Consider the following 21,985-nt stretch of genomic DNA (forward strand, 5'->3'; position numbering starts at 1 on the left):
GGAGGCGTTGCGTCTTTCTTGGATGGGGAAAGGTTGTGAGAAAACCTAACCCTTCCTGGACGCTTCGTCCGTCAATGGCGTGTCGATTGGACGCCCGAGTGATCAGCGACGGGCGTCCGAACCCAGCAGATCCGCGGATCTCGGGCCCCATGTTGCGGCGATGTGAAATCTCACGGCTCCCGTAGAATGGCCCGGATATGTCGCCCCGTGCCTCCTCGCCGCTCGCGCCCGCCGCAACGCCCCCCGAGCGCATCCGCAACTTCTGCATCATCGCCCACATCGACCACGGCAAGTCCACCCTGGCCGACCGCATGCTGCAGCTCACGGGCGTGGTCTCCGACCGCGACATGCGCGCGCAGTACCTCGACCGCATGGACATCGAGCGCGAGCGCGGCATCACGGTGAAGAGCCAGGCCGTGCGGATCCCGTGGCAGGCCGGCGGCGACACCTTCGCGCTCAACATGATCGACACGCCGGGCCACGTCGACTTCTCGTACGAGGTGTCGCGGTCGCTCGCCGCGTGCGAGGGCGCGATCCTGCTCGTCGACGCCGCCCAGGGCATCGAGGCGCAGACGCTCGCGAACCTGTACCTGGCGCTCGAGAACGACCTCGCGATCATCCCGGTCCTCAACAAGATCGACCTCCCCGCCGCCGACCCCGAGCGCTTCGCGAAGGAGCTCGCCGACCTCATCGGCGGGTCGCCCGAGGACGTCCTGCGCGTGTCGGGCAAGACGGGCGAGGGCGTCGAGGAGCTGCTCGACAGGATCGTCGCCGACATCCCCGCGCCCGTCGGCGAGGCCGACGCCCCCGCCCGCGCGATGATCTTCGACTCGGTGTACGACGCCTACCGCGGCGTCGTGACGTACGTGCGCATGATCGACGGCAAGCTCGAGCCGCGCCAGCGCGTCCAGATGATGTCGACGCGGGCGCAGCACGAGCTGCTCGAGATCGGCGTCTCGAACCCCGAGCCTCAGCCATCGCAGGGCCTCGGCGTCGGCGAGGTCGGCTACCTCATCACGGGCGTCAAGGATGTGCGCCAGTCGAAGGTCGGCGACACCGTGACCGACCATCGCAGGCCCGCGAGCGAGGCGCTTCCGGGCTACGTCGATCCCAAGCCCATGGTGTTCTCGGGCCTCTACCCGATCGATGCGAGCGACTACCCGGATCTGCGCGACGCGCTCGACAAGCTCAAGCTCTCGGACGCGGCCCTCGCGTACGAGCCCGAGACGTCGGTCGCGCTCGGCTTCGGCTTCCGCTGCGGATTCCTCGGGCTCCTGCACCTCGAGATCATCACCGAGCGCCTCGAGCGCGAGTTCGGGCTCGACCTCATCACGACCGCGCCGAGCGTGATCTACACCGTGACGAGCGAGACCGGAGACGAGATCGTCGTCACGAACCCCAGCGAGTACCCCGACGGAAAGATCGCCGCGGTGTCCGAGCCGGTCGTCAAGGCGTCGATCCTCGCGCCCAAGGACTACGTCGGAACCGTCATGGATCTCTGCCAGACGCGGCGCGGGTCGCTCCTCGGCATGGACTACCTCTCGGAGGAGCGGGTCGAGCTCAAGTACACGATGCCGCTCGGCGAGATCGTGTTCGATTTCTTCGACCAGCTCAAGAGCCGCACGCAGGGCTACGCGAGCCTCGACTACGAGCCCGCCGGCGTGCAGGAGGCCGACCTCGTGAAGGTCGACATCCTGCTGCAGGGCGAGAGGGTCGACGCGTTCAGCGCGATCGTGCACCGCGATGCCGCCTACGGCTACGGGACGAAGATGGCCGAGCGCCTGCGCAAGCTCATCCCGCGCCAGCAGTTCGAGGTGCCGATCCAGGCCGCCATCGGCGCCCGCGTGATCGCGCGCGAGACGATCCGGGCGATCCGCAAGGACGTGCTCGCGAAGTGCTACGGCGGCGACATCAGCCGCAAGCGCAAGCTGCTCGAGAAGCAGAAGGAGGGCAAGAAGCGCATGAAGATGGTCGGCCGCGTCGAGGTCCCCCAGAATGCGTTCATCGCGGCCCTGTCAGGCGACGTCGAGACCAAGGGCAAGTAGGGTCGAGGGCATGCGCAGGGCGACCTTCCGAGACCAGACGGTCGACTACGCGGCGGTCGGCGCCTCACAGGCCGCCGACCTGCTGCAGTACCCGCCCGAGAAGAGCATCCCCGCCGTCGATGCGTGGCGCATCGGCAGCGGCGAGGAGCGCTTCTCGACGGCCGCCGAGACCCTCCTGACGTGGCAGGTTCTGCGCGGGGCGGGCCTCGAGGTGAGCGACGTGCGGCCGTCCGCGGGCCCCAGCTACACGGGCGTGAGCTTCGACGGCGAGGGCAACGCGGTCGCGCCCTCACGCAGCGACGACGACCAGCGCTTCACCGAGGACGGGATCGCCTTCGTGAGCCCCGGATCCACGGCTCACGTGCACGGCCGGATCCCCGGCGCGTCGACCGACGGCGACTTCCGGGTGATCTTCGTCGCCGAGGAGAAGCGGCGCGTGGCGTTCGCCCTCGGCACCGTCGGGGCGACCCGCGTGAGCGGCGAGGTGCTCTTCGACGTCACCTGGCGCGACGACGACGAGGTGTGGTTCGAGGTCCGCGCGTTCGACATCCCGATCTCGCCCGGCTACCGCCTGCTGCGCAGCCGGGTCCGTCGCCGTCGCCGCGCGCTGAACGCGGCGTATCTGCGGTCGATCTCGCCGCTGTTCCGCTGATGGCGGGCGCCCTTCCCCTCGGAGATCCCGCCCCCGCCGACGGCCGCCTGCCGAGCGTCAGCAGCCCCGTCGCAGACACCGACTTCAGCGTCTACCTGCACGTGCCGTTCTGCCGCGTGCGCTGCGGGTACTGCGACTTCAACACCTACACCGCGACCGAGCTGCGCGGGGCGCGCCAGGATCAGTACGCCGACACCCTGCTCGGCGAGATCGCGCTGTCACGCGAGGTCCTGTCGGAGGCGGGGCCGCTGCGCCCGGCGCAGACCGTCTTCTTCGGCGGCGGCACCCCGACCCTCCTCCCGGCGGGCGACCTCGCGCGCATGCTCGGCGGCGTCCGCGACGCGTTCGGCCTCGCGCCGGGGGCCGAGGTCACGGTCGAGGCGAACCCCGACACCGTGACCGATGCCGTCGTCGACGAACTCGCCGCGGCGGGCGTCACGCGCCTGTCGATCGGCATGCAGTCGGCGGTGCCGAGCGTCCTCGCGACCCTCGACCGCACGCACACGCCCGCGAACGTCGGCACGGCGGTTGCCGCGGCCAAGCGCGCGGGCCTCGACGTGTCGGTCGACCTGATCTACGGCGCGCCGGGGGAGACGCTCGAGAACTGGCGGGCCTCGCTTGAGCAGGCGCTCGCATACGAGCCCGACCACATCTCGGCGTACGCGCTCATCGTCGAGGGGGGCACGAAGCTCGCGCGGCAGATCCGCAGCGGCGAGTACCCCGAGCCCGACGACGACCTCGAGGCCGACATGTACGAGCTCGCCGACGATCTTCTCGCGGCTGGGGGGTACGACTGGTATGAGGTGTCGAACTGGGCGCGCGGCGACGAGCACCGCTCGCGGCACAACCTGTCGTACTGGCGCGGGTACGACTGGTGGGGCTACGGTCCCGGGGCGCACAGCCACGTGAACGGTCTGCGCTGGTGGAACGTGAAGCACCCGGCGGCCTACGCCCAGCGCCTCTCGCTCGGCCAGTCGCCGGCGGCGGGCCGGGAGTCGCCCGACCGGGAGGCGCGCGACCTCGAGCGCGTGCTGCTCGAGACGCGGATCCGCGAGGGCATGGCGATCGCCGACCTCCCGACGGCCGGCGCCCGCACGGCGGTCGCGGGCCTCGTCGCCGGCGGCCTCATCGAGGGCCCCGCCGCGATCCGCGGTCGCGTCGTGCTGACGCGCACGGGCCGGCTGCTCGCCGACGCCGTCGTGCGCGCCCTCACGGCCTGATCGGCCGGGCCCGGGTAGAATTGGCACTCACGGATACGGAGTGCCAGTCGGGAGGTGCGCACATGGTCACGGAACGCGGTCTGCGGGTCCTGCAGGCGATCGTCCAGGACTACGTCGACACGCACGAGCCCGTCGGCAGCAAGGCGATCGTCGACCGCCACTCCTTCGGCGTCTCGGCGGCCACGATCCGCAACGACATGGCGCTCCTCGAGGACGAGGAGCTGATCGCCCAGCCGCACACCTCGTCGGGCCGCGTGCCGACCGACAAGGGGTACCGCGCCTTCGTCGACCACCTCGCCGACCTGCGCCCGCTCTCGGGGGCGCAGCGCTCGGCGATCGCGACGTTCCTCGCCGATCCGGCCGACCTCGACGACCTGCTCGGCCGCACGGTGCGGCTCCTGACGCAGCTGACGGGCCAGGTCGCGCTCGTCCAGTACCCGTCGTTCGCGCGAGCCGTGATCACGCACGTCCAGTTCGTGCCCCTCGACGCACGGCGCGTCCTCGCGATCATCGTGACCGATACGGGGCGCGTCTCGCAGCGGATCACGGCGGTGCCCGAGCCGATCGACGAGACCGATCTCGAGGCCGTGCGCCTGAGGCTTCTTCCGCTCCTCATCGGCAAGCCGGTCGGCGGGGCGGCAGAGCTCCTCGCGGCGGCCGGCGCGGCGGCGGCGGATCCGCTGACTGCGACGGAGCGGGCGACGCGGGAGATCGCGGGAGCGATCGCCGAGGAGCTCGAGGAGTTCCGGCAGAACCGCCTCGTCATGGCGGGGACCGCGACGCTCGCGCGACGCGAGGACGACTTCCGCGGCAGCATCCACCCGCTCCTCGAGGCGATCGAGGAGCAGGTCACGCTGCTGCAGCTGATGAGCGAGATGGCGGCCGACGACAACCGTCTCGCGACGAGCATCGGCCGGGAGAACGCGGCCTTCGGCCTCAGCGAGGCCTCGTTCGTCGCGAGCGAGTACGACGCCGCCGTCGGAACGGCGCGCATGGGCCTCATGGGCCCCACGCGCATGGACTACGCGCGCAACCTCTCGGCGGCGCGGGCCGTGGCCCGCTACCTCACGAGGATGCTCGACGAAGACGAGAACCGCTGACCCGAACCGGGGCCGGCGGAGGAGAACACGCAGAACACCTGCGGGAAGGCGAACGTGGCTGACCACTACGACGTTCTGGGCGTCTCGCGCGAGGCGAGCGCCGACGAGATCAAGAAGGCGTACCGCAAGCTCGCGCGCCAGCTGCACCCCGACGTGAACCCGAGCCCCGAGGCGGCCGAGAAGTTCAAGGACGTGACGCACGCGTACGAGGTGCTGAGCGATGCCGAGCAGCGCCGGCGCTACGACATGGGCGGCGACGAACAGGGCGCGGGCTTCGGCGGGTTCGGCGGATTCGGCGACGTGTTCGAGGCGTTCTTCGGCGCCGGGTCGGGAGGCGGCGGATCGCGCGGCGGCCGGCCGCGGTCGCGCCGAGAGCGCGGGCAGGACGCCCTCGTGCGCCTGACGCTCGAGCTCGGCGACGTCGTGTTCGGCACCCACCGCGACGTCGAGATCGACACCGCCGTGCTGTGCGAGACGTGCGGCGGATCCTGCTGCGCGCCCGGGACCCAGCCCGTCACCTGCGACATCTGCGGCGGGTCCGGCCACGTGCAGCGCCAGGTGCGCAGCCTCCTCGGCAACGTCGTCACGCAGCAGCCGTGCGGCGCGTGCCAGGGCTACGGGACGACGATCCCCAACCCCTGCGCCGCGTGCAACGGCCAGGGGCGCGTGCGCTCGCGTCGCACCGTCGGCCTCGACATCCCCGCTGGCGTCGAGAACGGCCTGCGCCTCCAGCTGCCCGGTTCGGGCGAGGTCGGTCCCGCGGGCGGCCCCAACGGCGACCTCTACGTCGAGGTGTCGGTCGAGCCGCACGCGGTCTTCAGCCGCGAGGGCGACGACCTGCTCGCGACGCTCGAGGTGTCGATGACCGACGCGATCCTCGGCACGTCGACGTCGATCGACGGCCTCGACGGCGCCGTCGACCTCGAGGTGCGCCCCGGCGTGCAGTCGGGCGACGTCCTGAAGATCGACGGCCGCGGCATCACGGGCCTGCGCTCGTCGAAGCGCGGCGACCTCCGCGTCGGCGTGCAGGTCGTGACGCCGACGAAGGTCGACCAGCGGACCCGGCAGCTCGTCGAGGAGCTCGCGAAGCGCACCAAGGCTCCCGAGCCGCGCCTCGCCGAGCACCACCAGGGCATGTTCTCGAAGCTCCGCGACCGCTTCTTCGGCTGATCGTGGCGCTCCATTTCGTCGACGCCTCGGCGGGCCCGGCCCAGCCGGGCGACGTCGTCGTCCTCACGGGATCCGAGGCGCATCACGCCGCCGCGGTCCGGCGCGTGCGCGTCGGCGAGGAGGTCACCCTGACCGACGGCCGCGGGGCGTGGCTCGCGGGGTCCATCGAGGCCGCCGAGAAGTCGCGGGTCGATATCCGCGTCTCGTCGCGCGAGGAGCGGGCCGCCGCGGCTCCGCGGGTCCTCCTCGCGCAGGCTCTCGCGAAGGGCGATCGCGACGAGCTCGCGGTCCAGGCCGCGACCGAGCTGGGTGTCGACGGCGTCGTGCCGTGGCAGGCCGCGCGGAGCGTCTCGCGCTGGCAGGGACCCAAGGCCGAGAAGGGCCGCGAGCGCTGGGCCTCGATCGTCCGCGAGGCCGCGAAGCAGGCGCTGCGCGCGTGGATCCCGGAGGTCGAGCAGGTGCACACGACGGCTCAGCTCGCTGGTCGTGCCGAACGGATCCTCCTGCTCGACCCGTGGACCGACTCCCCGCTGAGCGCGATCGCACCCGACGAACGCGACGTCCTGCTCGTGGTCGGCCCCGAGGGCGGCATCGCGCCGGAGGAGCTCGCGGCGCTCGAGGCGGCGGGCGCCGAGCGCGTACGCCTCGGCGACAGCGTGCTGCGCACCTCGACGGCGGGCCCCGCCGCGCTCGCGCTCGTCAACCGCGCGCTCGGCCGCTGGTGACGGGCCTCGCGAACATAGACTGGACCGCATGAGCGAGCCCTCCGTCTTCACGCGCATCCTGTCCGGCGAGATCCCGGGCGAGATCGTCGCGCAGACCGACCGCGTCTTCGCGATCGCCGACATCAGCCCGCAGGCCCCGCTGCACGTCCTCGTGATCCCGAAGACCGAGGAGTACGAGAACGTCGCGCAGCTCGCCGCGGGCGACCCTGCGCTGCTCGCCGAGGTGATCGGCCTCGCGCAGCGTGTCGCCGCCGAGCGGGCTCCCGAGGGCGCGACCCCCGGTGAGTTCCGCCTCATCTTCAACACCGGCCCGTCCGCGGGCCAGACCGTCTTCCACGTGCACGCCCACGTGCTCGCGGGATCCCTCGAGGAGAAGAGCCTCATTGGCTGAAGCCCAGAGTTCCCTCACCGTCCACGCCGACGGGGTCGCCATGGTGCGCCTCCTCGGGCCGCAGGACCGCCTGCTGCGCATGGTGGAGCGCCAGCACCCCGACGTCGACGTGCTCGTGCGCGGCAACGAGATCACCCTGACGGGCGACGAGCCGGCGCTCGGCGCCGCCAAGGCGCTCGTCGACGAGCTGCTCGAGATGACGCGCAACGGCGTCGAGCTCGGCGAAGCCGACGTGGCGCAGTCCGATCGCGTCCTCCAGACCTCGAACGAGCGCCCGAGCGCGGCGTTCGGCGAGCCCATCCTCCAGAGCCGCGGCAAGGTCATCCGCGCGAAGACGCTCGGGCAGCGCGACTACGTCGACGCGATCGACCTCAACACGATCGTGTTCGGCATCGGTCCCGCCGGAACCGGCAAGACCTACCTCGCGATGGCGAAGGCCGTGCAGGCGCTGCAGCGCCGCGAGGTCAACCGGATCATCCTGACGCGCCCCGCCGTGGAAGCGGGGGAGCGGCTCGGCTTCCTGCCCGGAACGCTGACCGACAAGATCGATCCCTATCTGCGCCCCCTCTACGACGCGCTGAACGAGATGATGGATCCCGAGCTCGTCCCGAAGCTCATGGCGTCGGGGACGATCGAGGTCGCCCCGCTCGCGTACATGCGCGGGCGCACGCTCAACGACTCGTTCGTCGTGCTCGACGAGGCGCAGAACACGACGCCCGAGCAGATGAAGATGTTCCTCACGCGCCTGGGCTTCGGCACGCGCATGGTCGTGACGGGCGACATCACACAGGTCGACCTGCCGGGCGGCACGAGCGGCCTGCGGGTCGTGAGCCGCATCCTCCAGAACGTCGACGACATCCACTTCGCGCAGCTGACGAGCGACGACGTGGTGCGCCACACCCTCGTGGGCCGCATCGTCGACGCGTACAGCGAGTACGACGAGCAGCGCACCGCCCGCCGCGCCGAGCTCGACGAGGCGCACGAGTTCGCGAACCGCGCAGAACGACGACGCGGCATGACGCCGCGCGACCGCCAACCCAAGCGAGGAGCCCGCTCGTGATCGACATCAACAACGAATCCGGCGTCGACGTCGACGAGGCCGCGATCCTGCGCCTCGTGCAGCACGACCTCGCCGAGCTGCACGTCTCGCCCGACGCCGACCTCGCGGTCCTTCTCGTCGACGAGGCTGCGATGAGCGAGCTGCACGTGCAGTGGATGGACGAGCCGGGCCCGACCGACGTCCTGAGCTTCCCGATGGACGAGCTGCGGCCCGGATCCGCCGAGGCTCCGACCCCCGCGGGCCTCCTCGGCGACATCGTCGTGTGCCCGCAGGTCGCCGAGCGCCAGGCCGAGACGGCCGGTCACGGCCTCATGGACGAGATGTTCCTCCTGACGACGCACGGCCTGCTCCACGTGCTCGGATACGACCACGCGCTTCCCGAGGAGGAGCGCCAGATGTTCGGCCTGCAGCGCGAGCTGCTGAGCGGCTTCGCGACGGCGGAGCGCCGGCGCCGACGCGCATGATCGAGGCCTTCCTCCTCGTCGCGGCCCTGCTCCTCATCGTCGCGGCCGGGCTCCTCTCGGCGATCGACGCGGCGCTCGCCGTGACCTCGACGGCGGAGCTCATCGACCTCGCGTCGGAGGGGCGCAGCGCGCGGGCGCTCGCGCAGATCGCCGACGACCGCGACGCGCACGACAACGCCACGACGCTGCTCCGGGTGATGTGCGAGGTCGCCGCGACGGTGTTCGCGGCGGTCGCCTTCGTGCTCCTGACCGACAGCCGCCTGTGGGGCGCGATCATCGCGATCGCCGTCATGGCGCTCGTCGTCTACACCGTCGTCGCCTCCGCGACGCTCGCGGTCGGCCGCCGGCACGCCGAGGGCCTCCTCGCCGCCGCAGCGCCCTCCGTGCACGCGGCGCGGGTCGTCCTCGGCCCCGTCGCGGGCGGGCTCACGCGGATCGGATCCGTCGTGATCCCCGGCGCCCGCAGGCGCGGTTTCGAGTCGGAGGATCAGCTGCTGTCGATCGTCGACGAGGCCGCGTCGAACGACCTCATCGAGGACGACGACCGCGAGCTCATCCACTCGGTGTTCGACTTCACCGACCAGGTGGTCCGCGGCGTCATGGTGCCGCGCACCGAGATGGTGACGGTCGAGGCGACGGCGACGCTCCCCGACGCGCTCGAGGAGCTGCTCTCGAGCGGGCTCTCGCGCGTCCCCGTGATCGACGGAGACGTCGACGACGTCGTCGGCGTGCTCTACCTGAAGGACATCGTTCAGCACACGTTCCGCGAGTCGCCCGGGTGGCGCGACGCCCCCGTCCGCGCCTACGCGCGGCCCGCGGTCTTCGTCCCCGAGCAGATGCGCGCCGAGACCCTGCTGCAGCAGATGAAGGCCGACCAGGTGCACGTGTGCCTCGTCGTCGACGAGTACGGCGGCATCGCGGGCCTCGTCACGATGGAGGATCTGCTCGAGGAGCTCGTGGGCGAGATCGCCGACGAGTACGACCCGCGTTCGACTGAGATCGTCGAGCTCGCCGACGGCAGCTACCGCGTCAGCGCGGGCCTCGCGCTCGACGAAGTCGGCGATCTCTTCGGCATCGACATCGAGGACGAGGACGTCGACTCGATCGGCGGCCTGCTCGCGAAGTTGCTGGGCCACGTCCCGCAGCCCGGCGAGAAGGTCGAGGCCGAGGGCCTCGTCCTCACGGGCGGCACGTCGCGCGGCCGCGGACGCGGGATCGCGACGGTGTTCGTCGATCGCGGCGCCGCGATGCGCGCCGTCGCCGAGGTGGAGCACGAGCGCCCCGCGACGGGCTCCCTGTCGACCGCGCCCCGCGTCGACGCCGTCCCGGATCCCGGCGCGGCGAAGAAGAAGAAAAAGAAGAGGAAGCCCCGAGCCGATGACTGACACCACCCGCAGCGGATTCGTGACCTTCGTCGGCCGCCCCAACGTCGGCAAGTCGACCCTCATGAACGCGCTGGTCGGCGAGAAGGTCGCGATCACGAGCGAGAAGCCGCAGACGACGCGCAAGGCGATCCGCGGCATCCTCAACCGCCCCGAGGGGCAGCTCATCGTCGTCGACACGCCGGGCGTGCACCGCCCGCGCACGCTCCTCGGCCAGCGCCTCAACGACCTCGTCGAGACGGTCCTCGGCGACGTCGACGTCATCGCCTTCTGCGCGCCGGCCGACGAGAAGGTCGGCCCGGGCGACCGCCGCATCGCCGCGTCGCTCGACGGGTACGCCCGCGCGAAGAAGGTGGCCCTCGTGACCAAGACCGACGCCGCGAGCCGCGACGAGGTCATGGAGCGCCTCATGGAGGTCGACAGCCTGCGCGACGACTGGGCGGCCGTCATCCCGCTCTCGAGCGAGACGGGGGAGCAGCTCGACGTGCTCGCGCACGAGCTGCTCGAGCTCATGCCCGAGGGTCCCGCGCTCTACCCCGAGGGGATCGTCACCGACGAGTCGCTCGAGGACCGGATCGCCGAGGCGATCCGCGAGGCCGCCCTCGAGGGCGTGCGCGACGAGCTGCCCCACTCGATCGCCGTCCAGGTGCAGGACGTCGCGGCCCGCGAGGAGGACCCCGAGCTGACCGACGTCTACGCCGACATCGTCGTGGAGCGCGACAGCCAGAAGGCGATCATCATCGGCCGCAAGGGATCGCGCCTCGCCGACGTCGGGAAGCGCGCGCGGCTCGAGATCGAGCCGCTCGTCGGCACCCGCGTCTTCCTGTCGCTGCACGTGCGCGTCGCCAAGGAGTGGCAGCGCGACCCGAAGCAGCTCGGCCGGCTCGGCTTCTGAGCGGCCTCGGGGCCCGGGCGCGTGTCCGGGCCCCGAGGCGTCAGGCCGCGGCCGGCTCGCGCGTGCGGATCGCGCGGTTGACCGCCGAGACGATCGCCTTGAGCGACGCCGTCGAGATGTCGCCGTCGATGCCGACGCCCCACAGGCGCTGACCGTCGACCTGGACCTCCACGTACGCGGCGGCCTCGGCGTCGCCCGAGGCGCTGAGCGTGTGCTCGCTGTAGTCGTAGAGGGTCACGTCCACGCCCCGCTCGCGCAGGACCTCGATGAACGCCGCGATCGGGCCGTTGCCCGAGCCCGAGGCCGCGACCTCCGAGGATCCGTCGCGCAGGACGACGTCGAGCGATCCGTCGCCGTCGGTGCGGTTGTGCGAGATCGTGCTCACGAGCTCGAACCGTCCCCAGGTCTCCTCGGGTGCGCCCGAGGGCAGGTACTCGTCCTGGAACACGTTCCAGATCTGCTCGCTCGTGACCTCGCCGCCCTCGCTGTCGGTCTTCGACTGCACGACGTTCGAGAACTCGATCTGCAGCTTGCGCGGCAGGTCGAGGGCGTGGTCGGCCTTCAGCAGGTAGGCGACGCCTCCCTTGCCCGACTGCGAGTTGACGCGGATGACCGCCTCGTAGGAGCGGCCCAGGTCCTTGGGGTCGACGGGCAGGTACGGGACGCCCCAGGTGATCTCGTCGACCGTGACCCCGGCGGCGCGGGCGCGGGCCTCCATCGACTCGAAGCCCTTCTTGATCGCGTCCTGGTGCGATCCGCTGAACGCCGTGAAGACGAGATCGCCGCCCCACGGGGTGCGCTCGTGCACGGGCAGCTGGTTGCAGTACTCGACGGTGCGCTTGACCTGGTCGATGTCGCTGAAGTCGATCATGGGATCCACGCCCTGCGTGAACATGTTGACGCCCAGGGCGACGAGGTCGACGTTGCCCGTGCGCTCGCCGTTGCCGAAGAGGCATCCCTCGATGCGGTCGGCGCCCGCCATGTAGCCGAGCTCGGCCGCGGCGATGCCGGTGCCGCGGTCGTTGTGCGGGTGCAGCGACAGGATGACGTTCTCGCGGTTGTCGAGGTGGCGGTTCATCCACTCGATCGAGTCGGCGTACACGTTGGGCGTCGCCATCTCGACCGTCGCGGGCAGGTTGAGGATGATCTTCTTCTCGGGCGTCGGCTCGAGCACCGTCATCACCTGGTTGCAGATCTCGGCCGCGAACTCGAGCTCCGTGCCGGTGTACGACTCGGGGGAGTACTCGTAGTAGACGGTCGTCTCGGGGATCGTCGCCTCGTACTTCCGGCACAGGCGCGCGCCCTCGAGGGCGATGTCGATGATGCCCTGCTTGTCGGTGCGGAACACGACCTCCCGCTGCAGGATGCTCGTCGAGTTGTAGAGGTGCACGATCGCCTGCTTCGCACCTGCGATGGCCTCGTAGGTGCGGGCGATGAGGTGCTCGCGCGCCTGCGTCAGCACCTGGATCGTGACGTCGTCGGGGATCAGTCCCTCGTCGATGAGCTGGCGCACGAAGTCGAAGTCGGTCTGGCTCGCCGACGGGAAGCCGACCTCGATCTCCTTGTAGCCCATCTTCACGAGGAGCTCGAACATGACGCGCTTGCGGTCGGGCGTCATCGGGTCGATGAGCGCCTGGTTGCCGTCGCGCAGGTCGACGGCGCACCAGCGGGGCGCCTCGGTGATGCGCTTCGTCGGCCAGGTACGGTCGGGCAGGTCGACGGCGATCTGCTCGTGGAACGGCACGTACTTGTGGATCGGCATGCCGCTCGGCTGCTGGGTGTTCTTCATCGCTTCTTCTCGTCTCCGGTGTCGTGGGGGAGGGCCACGCGAAGCTCCGCGACGAGAAGGCCCTGAGATTACGAGGTCTCGTCGCGGCAGATAAGGAGAAGAAGGCTCCAGCGGCGCACGTAGCCAGGCTATCACGCAGGATGCACGGTCCGAGACGCCCGGGTGCGGCAGGGGTTGCGCACTCTGCTCAGCGAGGCGGAGCTTTCCTCATCCGGATGCGTGGTCGTTCGCGAGGCGCACGGCCTGGGCCCGGTCGCGCAGGTCGAGCTTCGCGAAGAGGTTGTTGATGTGGGTCTTGACCGTCGCGACGCTGACGAAGAGGCGCTCGGCGATCTCGCCGTTGTTGAGTCCCTCGCCGATGAGGCGGAGGACCTCGGCCTCGCGCGGCGTGAGCGAGCCGAGGCGCCCGTCCGGCGGCGAGGCCGGCGCGAGGCCTCCGATGACGCGCCGGGCGACCGTCGGGGCGAACGTCGCCTGTCCGCGCGAGACCGATCGGATCGCCGCGGCGATGTCCTCGCGCGACGCGTCCTTCGTGAGGTAGCCGCGGGCCCCGGCCCGCAGGGCCACGGCGATCGAGGCGTCGTCGTCGAACGTGGTGAGGACGAGGACCGCGACGTCGGGCGCGTCGCGGGCGATCTCGGCCGTCGCACCCGCGCCGTCGAGGACCGGCATGCGCAGGTCCATGAGCACGACGTCGGGGCGCTCGCGCACGGCGAGCGATGCGGCCTCGCGCCCGTCGCGCGCCGACCCGACGACAGCGACGCCGGGCATCCGGCCGAGGACCGTCACGAGGCCGTCGCGCACGATCTCCTGGTCGTCGGCGACCACGACCCGGATCGGCCGCTCCTCAGGATCCATGGACACCATCCTGCCCCGCTGGCCAGGCAGCCGAGACGACCCAGCGCCCGGCGTTGTCGGGCCCGAACGCGAGGGAGCCGCCGACCTCCGCCATGCGGGCGGCCATGCCCTGTGCGCCGAAGCCGGATCCCGACGCCGCGATCCCGGGCGCCGAGCGCGCCGCCGCGCTGATCACCTCGAGGCGGACCCGCCCCGGTTCGTACGCGAGCGTGGCCGCGCACCGTGCGCCCGCGGCGTGCTTGGCGATGTTCGTGACGGCCTCGCGCGCGACGGCGGCGAGCGCCCCCGCGACGGGGGCGGGAACGGCGCGGACCGCGCCCGCGACGTCGAAGTCGATGCCCGCCTCCGCCGCGACGGTCCCGCGCATGACGGCCCCGACCGCCGTCGCGGCGTCGGTCGAGGAGCCGTCGGCGCGGAGCTCGCGGACCGCCGCCCGCGCCTCCGCGAGGCCGTCCGCGGCGAGAGCTCGCGCCCCCGCGATGCGCCGCGCGACGTCGTCCCGCGGCGCCGCGCCCTCGATCTCGGCCTGGGCTGCGTCGAGCTGCACGACGAGGCCCCCGAGCGAATGGGCGAGGACGTCGTGCATGTCGCGGGCGATCCGGGCGCGCTCCTCGAGAGCGGAGCTGCGCGCGGTCTCCTCGACGAGCTCCCGGGTGCGCGCGACGAGCGCGCGATCCGCCTCGCGCTGGCTCCGCCGCGTGCGGCCCGCGTAGGCAGCGGTCGCGATCCCGGCCAGGACGAGCGCGCTGTACAGGGCGCCGAGCGCGACGGGCTCGGATCCCCACGGCGCCGCGATCGCGACGGCGGCGGGAGCCGCGACCGCGAGCGCGGCGGTCCGGAGGCGGATCCCGGGGCTCGCGACGAGGATCGCGATCGACGTGCCGACGAGCGCCCAGCCGGCCGATGGCGTGAGGTGGTTGAGCGCCGCTCCGCAGAGGCCCGCGGCGACGAGGAGCCCGACGTGGAGGCGGGGGCGCCTGACGGGGTCGGCGAAGCCGTCCGCGAGGAGCGCGGCGGAGCCCAGCGCGGCGAGCGTCGGGACGAGCGGCCCGCTCGACGCGATGCGGTCGCTGAGCACGGATGCGACGACGAGCACGGTCACGACGCGCACCGCGACCCGCGCGGCGGATGACCGGCGCGGGTCGCGGTGCGCGTTCGTCTCCACGGTCAGCGAGCGTACTGCGCGGCGGGCTCGGGCTCGGGCACGGCGCGGCGGACGCGGAGCGCGATGACGACGCCCTGCGTGCCCTTCGCGACGCCGAGCATGAGGAGGATCAGCGCGATCGATCCGGCGAGGTGCGCTCCGATGAGGTGCGCGACGCCGTCGAGGCCCAGCCGGATCGCGATCATCCCGAACCAGATCCCGAGGCCAGCGGGGCGCAGCCGGGTCGCGAGCGCGCCGTCGTGCGGGGCGATCTCGACGCAGCGCCCCATCCAGAGCCCCGCGCCGACCGCGAGCGCGAGCTGCACCACGATGAGGACGACGTCGAGCGCGCCGGCCGTCGACACGAGGGCCCCGGCGCCGGCCGCCGCGCCGAGGCACACGCCGCACACGAGGAGGAAGAGCGGGAGGATCACGAGCTTGCGGGGGACGAAGCGCCGCCAGGCGAGCTGTCGGAAGGAGATGACGAGGATGGCGACGACGCTGATGGCGACGGAGATGAGGGTCTGTGCGTTCATGTCTCCCAGTCTTCGGAGCGCCGGCCCGCGGGCCCACCACCCGCGGGTGGAGACGGGGTGGAGATCCGCCGACGCGCAGGAACGCGGCCTAATCTGGGGAGGTGCCCACCTATCGCGACGACGCCGTTGTGCTGCGCACGCAGAAGCTGGGCGAGGCCGACCGGATCCTCACGCTGCTGACCCGCCAGCACGGATCCGTCCGGGCCGTGGCGAAGGGCGTGCGCCGCACCTCGAGCAGGTTCGGCGCGCGCGTCGAGCCGTTCATGGCCGTCGACGCCCAGTTCTACATCGGCCGATCGCTCGACATCGTCCAGCAGGTCGACCAGGTCGGCACGTACGGCGCCGACATCGTGCGCGACTACGCGGCCTACTCGGCGGCGAGCGCGATGGCCGAGGCGGCCGAGAGGATCGTGGGCGAGGGCGACGCGCAGCCGCAGCAGTTCTTCCTGCTCGTCGGGGCGCTGCGCTCGCTCGCCCGCGGAGAGCACGCGCCGCAGGCGACCCGCGACTCGTACCTCCTCCGCGCGCTCGCGATCGCCGGCTGGTCGCTGCAGCTCGACGCCTGCGCGCGGTGCGGCGAGGCGGGTCCGCACGAGCGGTTCTCGGCGCAGCTCGGCGGCGTCGTGTGCGCGCACTGCGCGCCTGCGGGCACGCCGCGTGTCTCGGCCGACACGATCGAGCTCGTCGGATCCCTGCTCGCGGGCGAGTGGGCGGTCGTCGACGCGGCGACGGATCAGGACCTCGACCGCGCGGGCGCGCTCGTCGCCGCCTACGCGCAGTTCCACCTCGAGCGCACGTTCCGCTCGCTCGGCTCGAACGGAAGGCGACCATGAGCCCCAAGCCCTACACGCACCCCGACGCCGTGCCGTTCAAGCCGCTCGACTGGACGGGGCTCGAGCCGCCGCGCTTCGCCGGGCCCGTCCCGAACCACGTCGCGGTCGTGATGGACGGCAATGGCCGCTGGGCCAACAAGCAGGGCCTGCCGCGCACCGAGGGGCACCGGGTCGGCGTCGACGCGATGCTCGACGTGATCGCCGGGGCCGTGCAGGCGGGCGTCAAGCACCTCTCGGTCTACGCGTTCTCGACGGAGAACTGGAAGCGTTCGCCCGCCGAGGTGCGCTTCCTCATGGGGTTCAACCGCGAGGTCCTCCATCGGCACCGCGATCAGCTCAACGAGTGGGGGGTGCGCGTGCGCTGGGCTGGGCGACGCCCGAAGCTCTGGGGATCCGTCATCAAGGACCTCGAGGCGGCTGAGCGGCTGACGCGCGAGAACACGACGATGACGCTGCAGATGTGCATCAACTACGGCGGGCGCTGGGAGGTCGTCGATGCGATGCGCGAGATGGCCGAGGAGGTCGCGGCCGGTCGGCTCCGGCCGTCGGCGATCAGCGAGAAGACGATCGCCAGGCACCTCTACGTGCCGAACCTGCCGGACGTCGATCTCTTCATCCGATCGGGCGGGGAGCAGCGCACGAGCAACTTCATGCTGTGGGAGTCGGCGTACGCGGAGATGGTGTTCGACGACGCCCTGTGGCCCGAGTTCACGCGCGAGAACCTCTGGCGCGCGATCCAGCTGTTCCACGCGCGCGACCGCCGCTACGGCGGGGCGGTCGACAAGCCGACCGCCTGACGCTCAGCGGGGGAGGTTCGCCTCGATCGCGCCGACGATCGCCGCGTCATCGGGCTTCGTCGTGGGGCGGAAGCGCTGGACCTCGCCCGTCGGGAGGACGAGGAACTTCTCGAAGTTCCACGCGACGGGACCCGCGAGCCCCATCTGGTCCTTCGACTTCTTGAGCGCCTTGTAGAGCGGGGCGGCGTGCGCGCCGTTCACGCGGATCTTGTCCTGGATCGGGAAGCTCACGCCCCACGTCGTCGAGCAGTACTCGAGGATCTCGTCCATCGACCCCGGCTCCTGGCCCATGAACTGGTTGCACGGGAACCCGACGACCGTGAGGCCGCGATCGCCGTAGGTGCGCTGCAGCTCCTCGAGCTGCTCGTACTGCGGGGTGAGCCCGCACTTCGAGGCCACGTTCACGACGAGCACGACGCCGTCGCCGAACTCGGCGAGGGTCTTCTCGGCCCCGTCGGCCGCGGCGAAGGGGATGGATCGGATGTCGGCGTCAGCGCTCATATCCACAGGGTAGGGCCGCGCGGCGACCGCCCGGCTCGGATCTGGAAGAATGGGCGGGTGACGATCGCCCCTCCCGAGAACCCGACGCAGCTGCGCCCCGCGCCCCTGCGCATCGGAGGCATCGAGGTCGACGTCCCCGTGATCCTCGCCCCCATGGCCGGCGTCACCAACATGGCGTTCCGCCGCCTGTGCCGCGAGTACGGGGCCGGCCTCTACGTGACCGAGATGATCACGACGCGAGCGCTCGTCGAGCGCAACGCCGTGACGATGAAGCTCATCGAGCACCACCCGTCCGAGACGCCGCGCTCGATCCAGCTCTACGGCGTCGACCCGCACTACACGGCCGAGGCGGCCCGCATCATCGCGGGCGAGGGCCATGCCGACCACATCGACCTGAACTTCGGCTGCCCCGTCCCCAAGGTCACCCGCAAGGGCGGGGGATCCGCCCTGCCCTGGAAGCTCGACCTCTTTCGCGACATCGTGGGGGGCGCCGTCGACGCGGCGGGCGATGTGCCCGTCACGGTCAAGATGCGCAAGGGCATCGACGACGACCACCTCACCTACCTCGACGCGGGCCGCATCGCCGAGGAGGTCGGCGCAGCCGCCGTGACGCTCCACGCGCGCACGCTGCAGGAGTCGTACTCGGGCGTCGCCGACTGGTCGGCGATCGCCGCCCTCAAGGAGCACGTGACGTCGATCCCCGTGCTCGGCAACGGCGACATCTGGAGCGCGGACGACGCCGTGCGCATGATGACCGAGACGGGCGCCGACGGCGTCGTCGTGGGCCGCGGCTGCCTCGGGCGCCCGTGGCTCTTCGGCGAGCTGGCGCGTGCCTTCGGCGGCGAGGCCCCCGAGGTCGACGCGACGCTCGCCTTCGTCGCCGACGCGTTCCGGCGCCACGCCGAGCTGCTCGTCGAGTTCTACGACGACGAGGGCCGCGGCTGCCGCGACATCCGCAAGCACGCCGCGTGGTACTTCAAGGGGTACCCCGTCGGCGGCGAGATGCGCGGCGCGTTCGCGAAGGTCGATTCGCTCGCCGAGATCGACGACCTCATCGCGCAGCTCGACCTCGACGAGCCGTTCCCCGGCGACGCCGTCGGCGGGCCGCGGGGGCGCGCGGGCCACCCGCGGCGTCCCGTGCTGCCGCAGGGATGGCTCGCGTCGCGCGCGCTCGACGACGCGCAGACGGCCGACCTGCAGGAAGCGGAGCTGGACACCAGTGGGGGCTGAGCAGGAGAGCGCCTACACGGCGTTCGACCGTCAGCGCTTCGTCGTCGAGCGGCACCGCTCCGTGCGGGGCGACTTCGCGCGCGACCGCGCCCGCGTGCTGCACTCGGCCGCGCTGCGCCGCCTCGCCGCGAAGACCCAGGTCCTGAGCCCGGCGAGCGACGCCGACTTCGCGCGCAACCGCCTGACGCACTCGCTCGAGGTGGCCCAGATCGGCCGCGAGATCGCGACGGCCCTCGGCGTCGACGAGGACATCGTCGACACGGCCTGCCTGAGCCACGACCTCGGGCATCCTCCCTTCGGGCACAACGGCGAGCGCGCGCTCAACGAGTGGGCGTCCGACATCGGCGGCTTCGAGGGCAACGCCCAGTCGCTCCGGATCCTCACCCGCCTCGAGGCCAAGGTCCTCGCGGGCGACGGCACGTCGGTGGGCCTGAACCTCACCCGTGCGACGCTCGACGCGACGGCCAAGTACCCGTGGACGGCAGCCGATCCCGTGCCCGACCCGGGCGGGCGCCTGAAGTTCGGCGTCTACCCCGACGACGAGGACGTCTTCGCCTGGATGCGCGAGGGCGCCCCCGACCGCGTGCGCAGCATCGAGGCCGAGATCATGGATCTCTCCGACGACATCGCCTACTCGGTGCACGACTTCGAGGACGCCGTCGTGAACGGCTACGTCGACGTGGCGGAGCTCGCCGACCCCGTCCAGCACCACCCGCTCGTCGGCAAGATCCAGGCGTGGGTCGGCTACGACTACGCGCGCGACGAGCTCGCCGACGCGCTGTACCGGCTCACGCGCCAGCCCATGTGGCTCACGACGTTCGACCGCTCGCGCCGCGACCTCGCGCGCCTCAAGAACCTCACGAGCGACCTCATCGGGCGCTTCGCCAGCCGGGCCGTCGAGGCGACCCGCGCGGCGTATCCCGCGACGTCGATGGCGCGGTACGGCGCCCACGTCGTCGTGCCGCGCGAGATCGAGGTCGAGATCGCGGTCCTCAAGGGCATCATGGGCGCGACGATCGTGACGCTCGACACGCGCCGCTCGGTGTACGTCGAGCAGCGCGCCGTGCTCACCCGCATCGCCGACGCCCTCTGGACGGCCGACACGCTCTGGTCCTCCGGCGCGGATCAGCTCGACCCGGCGTTCGCCGCCGACTTCGTCGCGGCGCGCACCGAGGCGGATCGCAAGCGCGTCATCGTCGACCAGGTCGCGAGCCTCACGGATCAGACGGCGGTCGCGTGGCACGCCCGCCTCGTCGGAGACATCGATCCCGCGTCGGTCGGCATCTGGCTGCGCGCCGCCCAGCCGGTGGCGTCGTAATGCCGCGCATCCGCCAGGCCGACATCGAAGAGGTCAAGACCCGCATCAACATCGCCGACATTATCGGCGAGCGCGTCGCCCTCAAGTCGGCGGGCATCGGATCCCTCAAGGGGCTGTGCCCGTTCCACGACGAGAAGAGCCCGAGCTTCAACGTGCGCCCCGGCCAGGGGTTCTATCACTGCTTCGGGTGCGGCGAGTCGGGCGACGTCTTCACCTTCCTCCGCGAGATGGACCACCTGACCTTCGTCGAGGCGGTCGAGAAGGTCGCGGCCCGCATCGGCTTCCAGCTCACCTACGAGGAGGGCGGCGGCCCGGCCCCCGAGACGAGCGGGCGCACGCGCCTGTTCGCCGCCAACACCGCCGCGGCCGAGTTCTTCCGCCAGCAGCTGCTGACCCCCGAAGCCGCGCCCGCGCGCGCGTTCCTCGGCGGGCGCGGCTTCGACCCGGGCGCCGCCGCGCACTTCGGGGTCGGCTACGCGCCCCAGGGATGGGACGGCCTCCTCAAGCACCTCACGGCGCAGGGCTTCCAGCGCGACGAGCTCGTCACGGCGGGCCTCCTGTCGACCAACCAGCGCGGCGGCGCGTACGACCGCTTCCGCGGGCGGGTCGTCTGGCCGATCCGCGACGTCACGGGGCAGACGATCGGCTTCGGCGCGCGCAAGCTCTACGACGACGATCAGGGTCCCAAGTACCTCAACACCCCCGAGACGCCGATCTACAAGAAGAACCAGGTGCTCTACGGGCTCGACCTCGCGAAGCGCGACATCGCGCGCGGCGATCCCAAGCGCGTCGTGGTGGTCGAGGGCTACACCGACGTCATGGCGGCGCACCTCGCGGGCGTCACGACGGCCGTCGCGACGTGCGGCACGGCGTTCGGGTCCGAGCACATCACGCTCCTGCGCCGCGTCATGGGCGACGACGACGCCCAGGGCGAGGTCGTCTTCACCTTCGACGGCGACGAGGCGGGTCAGAAAGCCGCCCTGCGCGCCTTCAGCGAGGCCGACCGCTTCTCGGCGCAGACCTTCGTGGCCGTCGCGCCCGACGGGCTCGACCCCTGCGACCTCCGGCTGCAGCGGGGCGATGCGGCCGTGCGGGGGCTCCTCGACCACAAGCGTCCGATGTTCGAGTTCGTCATCGATCGCAAGCTCGCCGGTTTCCCGCTCTCGAGCGTCGAGGGGCGCGTGGGGGCCCTGCGCGCCGCCGCGCCGATCGTCGCCGAGATCCGCGACCGGCTCCTGCGGCCCGGGTACGAGCGCGTCCTCGCGCAGCGTCTCGGGATGGACCCGACCGACGTGCATCGCGAGGTCGAGCAGGCCGCCCGCGGCGGATCGCGCGCCGATCGCCGCCGCGAGGGCGCGCCCGAGTCGGTCGCCGCGCCCGCGACGACCCTCGCGACCCTGCCCCGCACGACCGACGTCGCGGTCGAGCGCGACGCGCTGACGGGGATCCTGCAGTACGGCCACCGCGTCGACCCCGCGCTGCTCCAGCGCGCGCTCTCGTCGACCTTTCGCACGCCGGCGCTCGACCAGGTGCGCCAGGCGGTCGCGGGCGTCGACCGCACGAAGCAGGGCTGGGGTCAGGCCTCGGTCGACGCGCTCCCGCAGGCGCTCCGGCAGCTCGGGGGAGAGGTGCTCATGCGCGACTTCCCCGCCCGCGACGAGGAGCACGCCGCGGTGTCGGCGAACGCGCTGTGCCGTCGCATCGTCGCCCGCTCGCTCCAGGACGAGCAGCGCGAGCTCGACGGCGCGATCCAGCGCTTCGCTCCCGGCTCCGACGAGTGGCGCGCCGCGAGCGTGCGGCGCCGCGACCTCGAGATCGAGCGACGCCGCCTCACGGAGGAGTGATTTCGGCGCGGCTCGGGGCAGGATGGAACCC

21 protein-coding genes are annotated in these 21,985 nt (G+C 71.9%); 16 read left to right on the forward strand and 5 right to left on the reverse strand.

The genetic code is table 11. From position 1 onward, the window contains the following. Positions 1 to 197 precede the first annotated feature (197 nt). The 11 genes from lepA (at position 198) to era (ending at position 11,104) form a co-directional block, all read left to right on the forward strand. Positions 198 to 2,045, forward strand: a complete 1,848-nt coding sequence (lepA, locus tag H576_RS0103915) for a translation elongation factor 4 (protein WP_029149858.1) — start codon at positions 198 to 200, stop codon at positions 2,043 to 2,045. Positions 2,046 to 2,055: 10 nt separating this feature from the next. Continuing rightward, positions 2,056 to 2,697, forward strand: coding sequence for a DUF1990 domain-containing protein (locus H576_RS0103920; protein ID WP_029149859.1), 642 nt, complete (start codon positions 2,056 to 2,058; stop codon positions 2,695 to 2,697). Then, positions 2,697 to 3,917: a radical SAM family heme chaperone HemW gene (gene hemW / locus H576_RS0103925; RefSeq protein WP_029149860.1), complete on the forward strand. Its 1,221-nt coding sequence runs from the start codon at positions 2,697 to 2,699 to the stop codon at positions 3,915 to 3,917. Before H576_RS0103920 ends, hemW begins: the two co-directional genes overlap by 1 nt. A gap of 62 nt (positions 3,918 to 3,979) precedes the next feature. Next, on the forward strand, positions 3,980 to 5,017 hold the full coding sequence (hrcA, locus tag H576_RS0103930; RefSeq protein ID WP_029149861.1) for a heat-inducible transcriptional repressor HrcA: 1,038 nt from the start codon (positions 3,980 to 3,982) through the stop codon (positions 5,015 to 5,017). 54 nt (positions 5,018 to 5,071) lie between these two features. Then, on the forward strand, positions 5,072 to 6,187 hold the full coding sequence (gene dnaJ, locus H576_RS0103935) for a molecular chaperone DnaJ (RefSeq protein WP_029149862.1): 1,116 nt from the start codon (positions 5,072 to 5,074) through the stop codon (positions 6,185 to 6,187). A 2-nt stretch (positions 6,188 to 6,189) separates the two neighbouring features. Further along, a complete protein-coding gene (locus tag H576_RS0103940) occupies positions 6,190 to 6,912 on the forward strand; it encodes a 16S rRNA (uracil(1498)-N(3))-methyltransferase (protein ID WP_029149863.1) in 723 nt (240 codons plus the stop codon). A gap of 28 nt (positions 6,913 to 6,940) precedes the next feature. After that, positions 6,941 to 7,303, forward strand: a complete 363-nt coding sequence (locus tag H576_RS0103945) for an HIT domain-containing protein (RefSeq protein ID WP_029149864.1) — start codon at positions 6,941 to 6,943, stop codon at positions 7,301 to 7,303. A gap of 40 nt (positions 7,304 to 7,343) precedes the next feature. After that, positions 7,344 to 8,363 (forward strand): PhoH family protein, encoded by a 1,020-nt coding sequence (locus H576_RS0103950; RefSeq protein WP_084502421.1) that lies wholly within the window; start codon positions 7,344 to 7,346, stop codon positions 8,361 to 8,363. Beyond that, complete coding sequence (gene ybeY / locus H576_RS0103955; RefSeq protein WP_029149866.1) at positions 8,360 to 8,827, forward strand: rRNA maturation RNase YbeY; 468 nt, start codon at positions 8,360 to 8,362, stop codon at positions 8,825 to 8,827. Before H576_RS0103950 ends, ybeY begins: the two co-directional genes overlap by 4 nt. Further along, the gene (locus H576_RS14205; protein WP_084502422.1) at positions 8,824 to 10,212 is read left to right on the forward strand and encodes a hemolysin family protein; all 1,389 of its coding nucleotides are present in this window, start codon (positions 8,824 to 8,826) and stop codon (positions 10,210 to 10,212) included. The genes ybeY and H576_RS14205 overlap by 4 nt, the downstream gene beginning before the upstream one ends. Beyond that, positions 10,205 to 11,104, forward strand: coding sequence for a GTPase Era (era, locus tag H576_RS0103965; RefSeq protein WP_029149867.1), 900 nt, complete (start codon positions 10,205 to 10,207; stop codon positions 11,102 to 11,104). Before H576_RS14205 ends, era begins: the two co-directional genes overlap by 8 nt. A 40-nt stretch (positions 11,105 to 11,144) precedes the next feature. On the opposite strand, the gene leuA is transcribed toward era, so the two are convergent. The 4 genes from leuA to H576_RS16070 all read right to left on the reverse strand — a co-directional run bounded on the left by leuA (position 11,145) and on the right by H576_RS16070 (position 15,431). Further along, complete coding sequence (leuA, locus tag H576_RS0103970) at positions 11,145 to 12,893, reverse strand: 2-isopropylmalate synthase (RefSeq protein ID WP_029149868.1); 1,749 nt, start codon at positions 12,891 to 12,893, stop codon at positions 11,145 to 11,147. A 207-nt stretch (positions 12,894 to 13,100) separates the two neighbouring features. Next, on the reverse strand, positions 13,101 to 13,751 hold the full coding sequence (locus H576_RS0103975; protein ID WP_029149869.1) for a response regulator transcription factor: 651 nt from the start codon (positions 13,749 to 13,751) through the stop codon (positions 13,101 to 13,103). Continuing rightward, on the reverse strand, positions 13,741 to 14,916 hold the full coding sequence (locus tag H576_RS16065) for a sensor histidine kinase (protein WP_051172123.1): 1,176 nt from the start codon (positions 14,914 to 14,916) through the stop codon (positions 13,741 to 13,743). Before H576_RS16065 ends, H576_RS0103975 begins: the two co-directional genes overlap by 11 nt. Before the next feature lie 2 nt (positions 14,917 to 14,918). Continuing rightward, entirely contained in the window at positions 14,919 to 15,431 is a 513-nt protein-coding gene (locus H576_RS16070) for a hypothetical protein (protein ID WP_051172126.1), read from the reverse strand. A 101-nt stretch (positions 15,432 to 15,532) separates the two neighbouring features. Here H576_RS16070 and recO point away from each other — a divergent pair, with 101 nt between their 5' ends. Together recO and H576_RS0103995 are read left to right on the forward strand one after the other, a co-directional pair. Further along, positions 15,533 to 16,264 carry a DNA repair protein RecO gene (recO, locus tag H576_RS0103990; RefSeq protein WP_029149870.1) on the forward strand — a complete coding sequence of 244 codons (732 nt, stop codon included), beginning with the start codon at positions 15,533 to 15,535 and terminating at the stop codon, positions 16,262 to 16,264. Continuing rightward, the gene (locus tag H576_RS0103995) at positions 16,261 to 17,061 is read left to right on the forward strand and encodes an isoprenyl transferase (protein WP_029149871.1); all 801 of its coding nucleotides are present in this window, start codon (positions 16,261 to 16,263) and stop codon (positions 17,059 to 17,061) included. The genes recO and H576_RS0103995 overlap by 4 nt, the downstream gene beginning before the upstream one ends. Positions 17,062 to 17,064: 3 nt before the next feature. Here the strand turns inward: H576_RS0103995 and H576_RS0104000 are convergent, their stop codons facing one another. Continuing rightward, positions 17,065 to 17,562, reverse strand: a complete 498-nt coding sequence (locus H576_RS0104000) for a glutathione peroxidase (RefSeq protein ID WP_029149872.1) — start codon at positions 17,560 to 17,562, stop codon at positions 17,065 to 17,067. A gap of 57 nt (positions 17,563 to 17,619) precedes the next feature. Between H576_RS0104000 and dusB the strand changes: the two genes are divergently transcribed. The 3 genes from dusB to dnaG are packed head-to-tail and all read left to right on the forward strand — an operon-like array spanning position 17,620 to position 21,954. After that, the gene (gene dusB / locus H576_RS0104005) at positions 17,620 to 18,792 is read left to right on the forward strand and encodes a tRNA dihydrouridine synthase DusB (RefSeq protein WP_036319127.1); all 1,173 of its coding nucleotides are present in this window, start codon (positions 17,620 to 17,622) and stop codon (positions 18,790 to 18,792) included. Continuing rightward, complete coding sequence (locus H576_RS14220) at positions 18,782 to 20,110, forward strand: deoxyguanosinetriphosphate triphosphohydrolase (RefSeq protein WP_036319130.1); 1,329 nt, start codon at positions 18,782 to 18,784, stop codon at positions 20,108 to 20,110. Before dusB ends, H576_RS14220 begins: the two co-directional genes overlap by 11 nt. Next, positions 20,110 to 21,954: a DNA primase gene (gene dnaG, locus H576_RS0104015; protein WP_029149874.1), complete on the forward strand. Its 1,845-nt coding sequence runs from the start codon at positions 20,110 to 20,112 to the stop codon at positions 21,952 to 21,954. The genes H576_RS14220 and dnaG overlap by 1 nt, the downstream gene beginning before the upstream one ends. Positions 21,955 to 21,985 lie beyond the last annotated feature (31 nt).

The sequence above is a fragment of the Microbacterium indicum DSM 19969 genome (genome assembly GCF_000422385.1).
GTDB lineage: Bacteria > Actinomycetota > Actinomycetes > Actinomycetales > Microbacteriaceae > Microbacterium > Microbacterium indicum.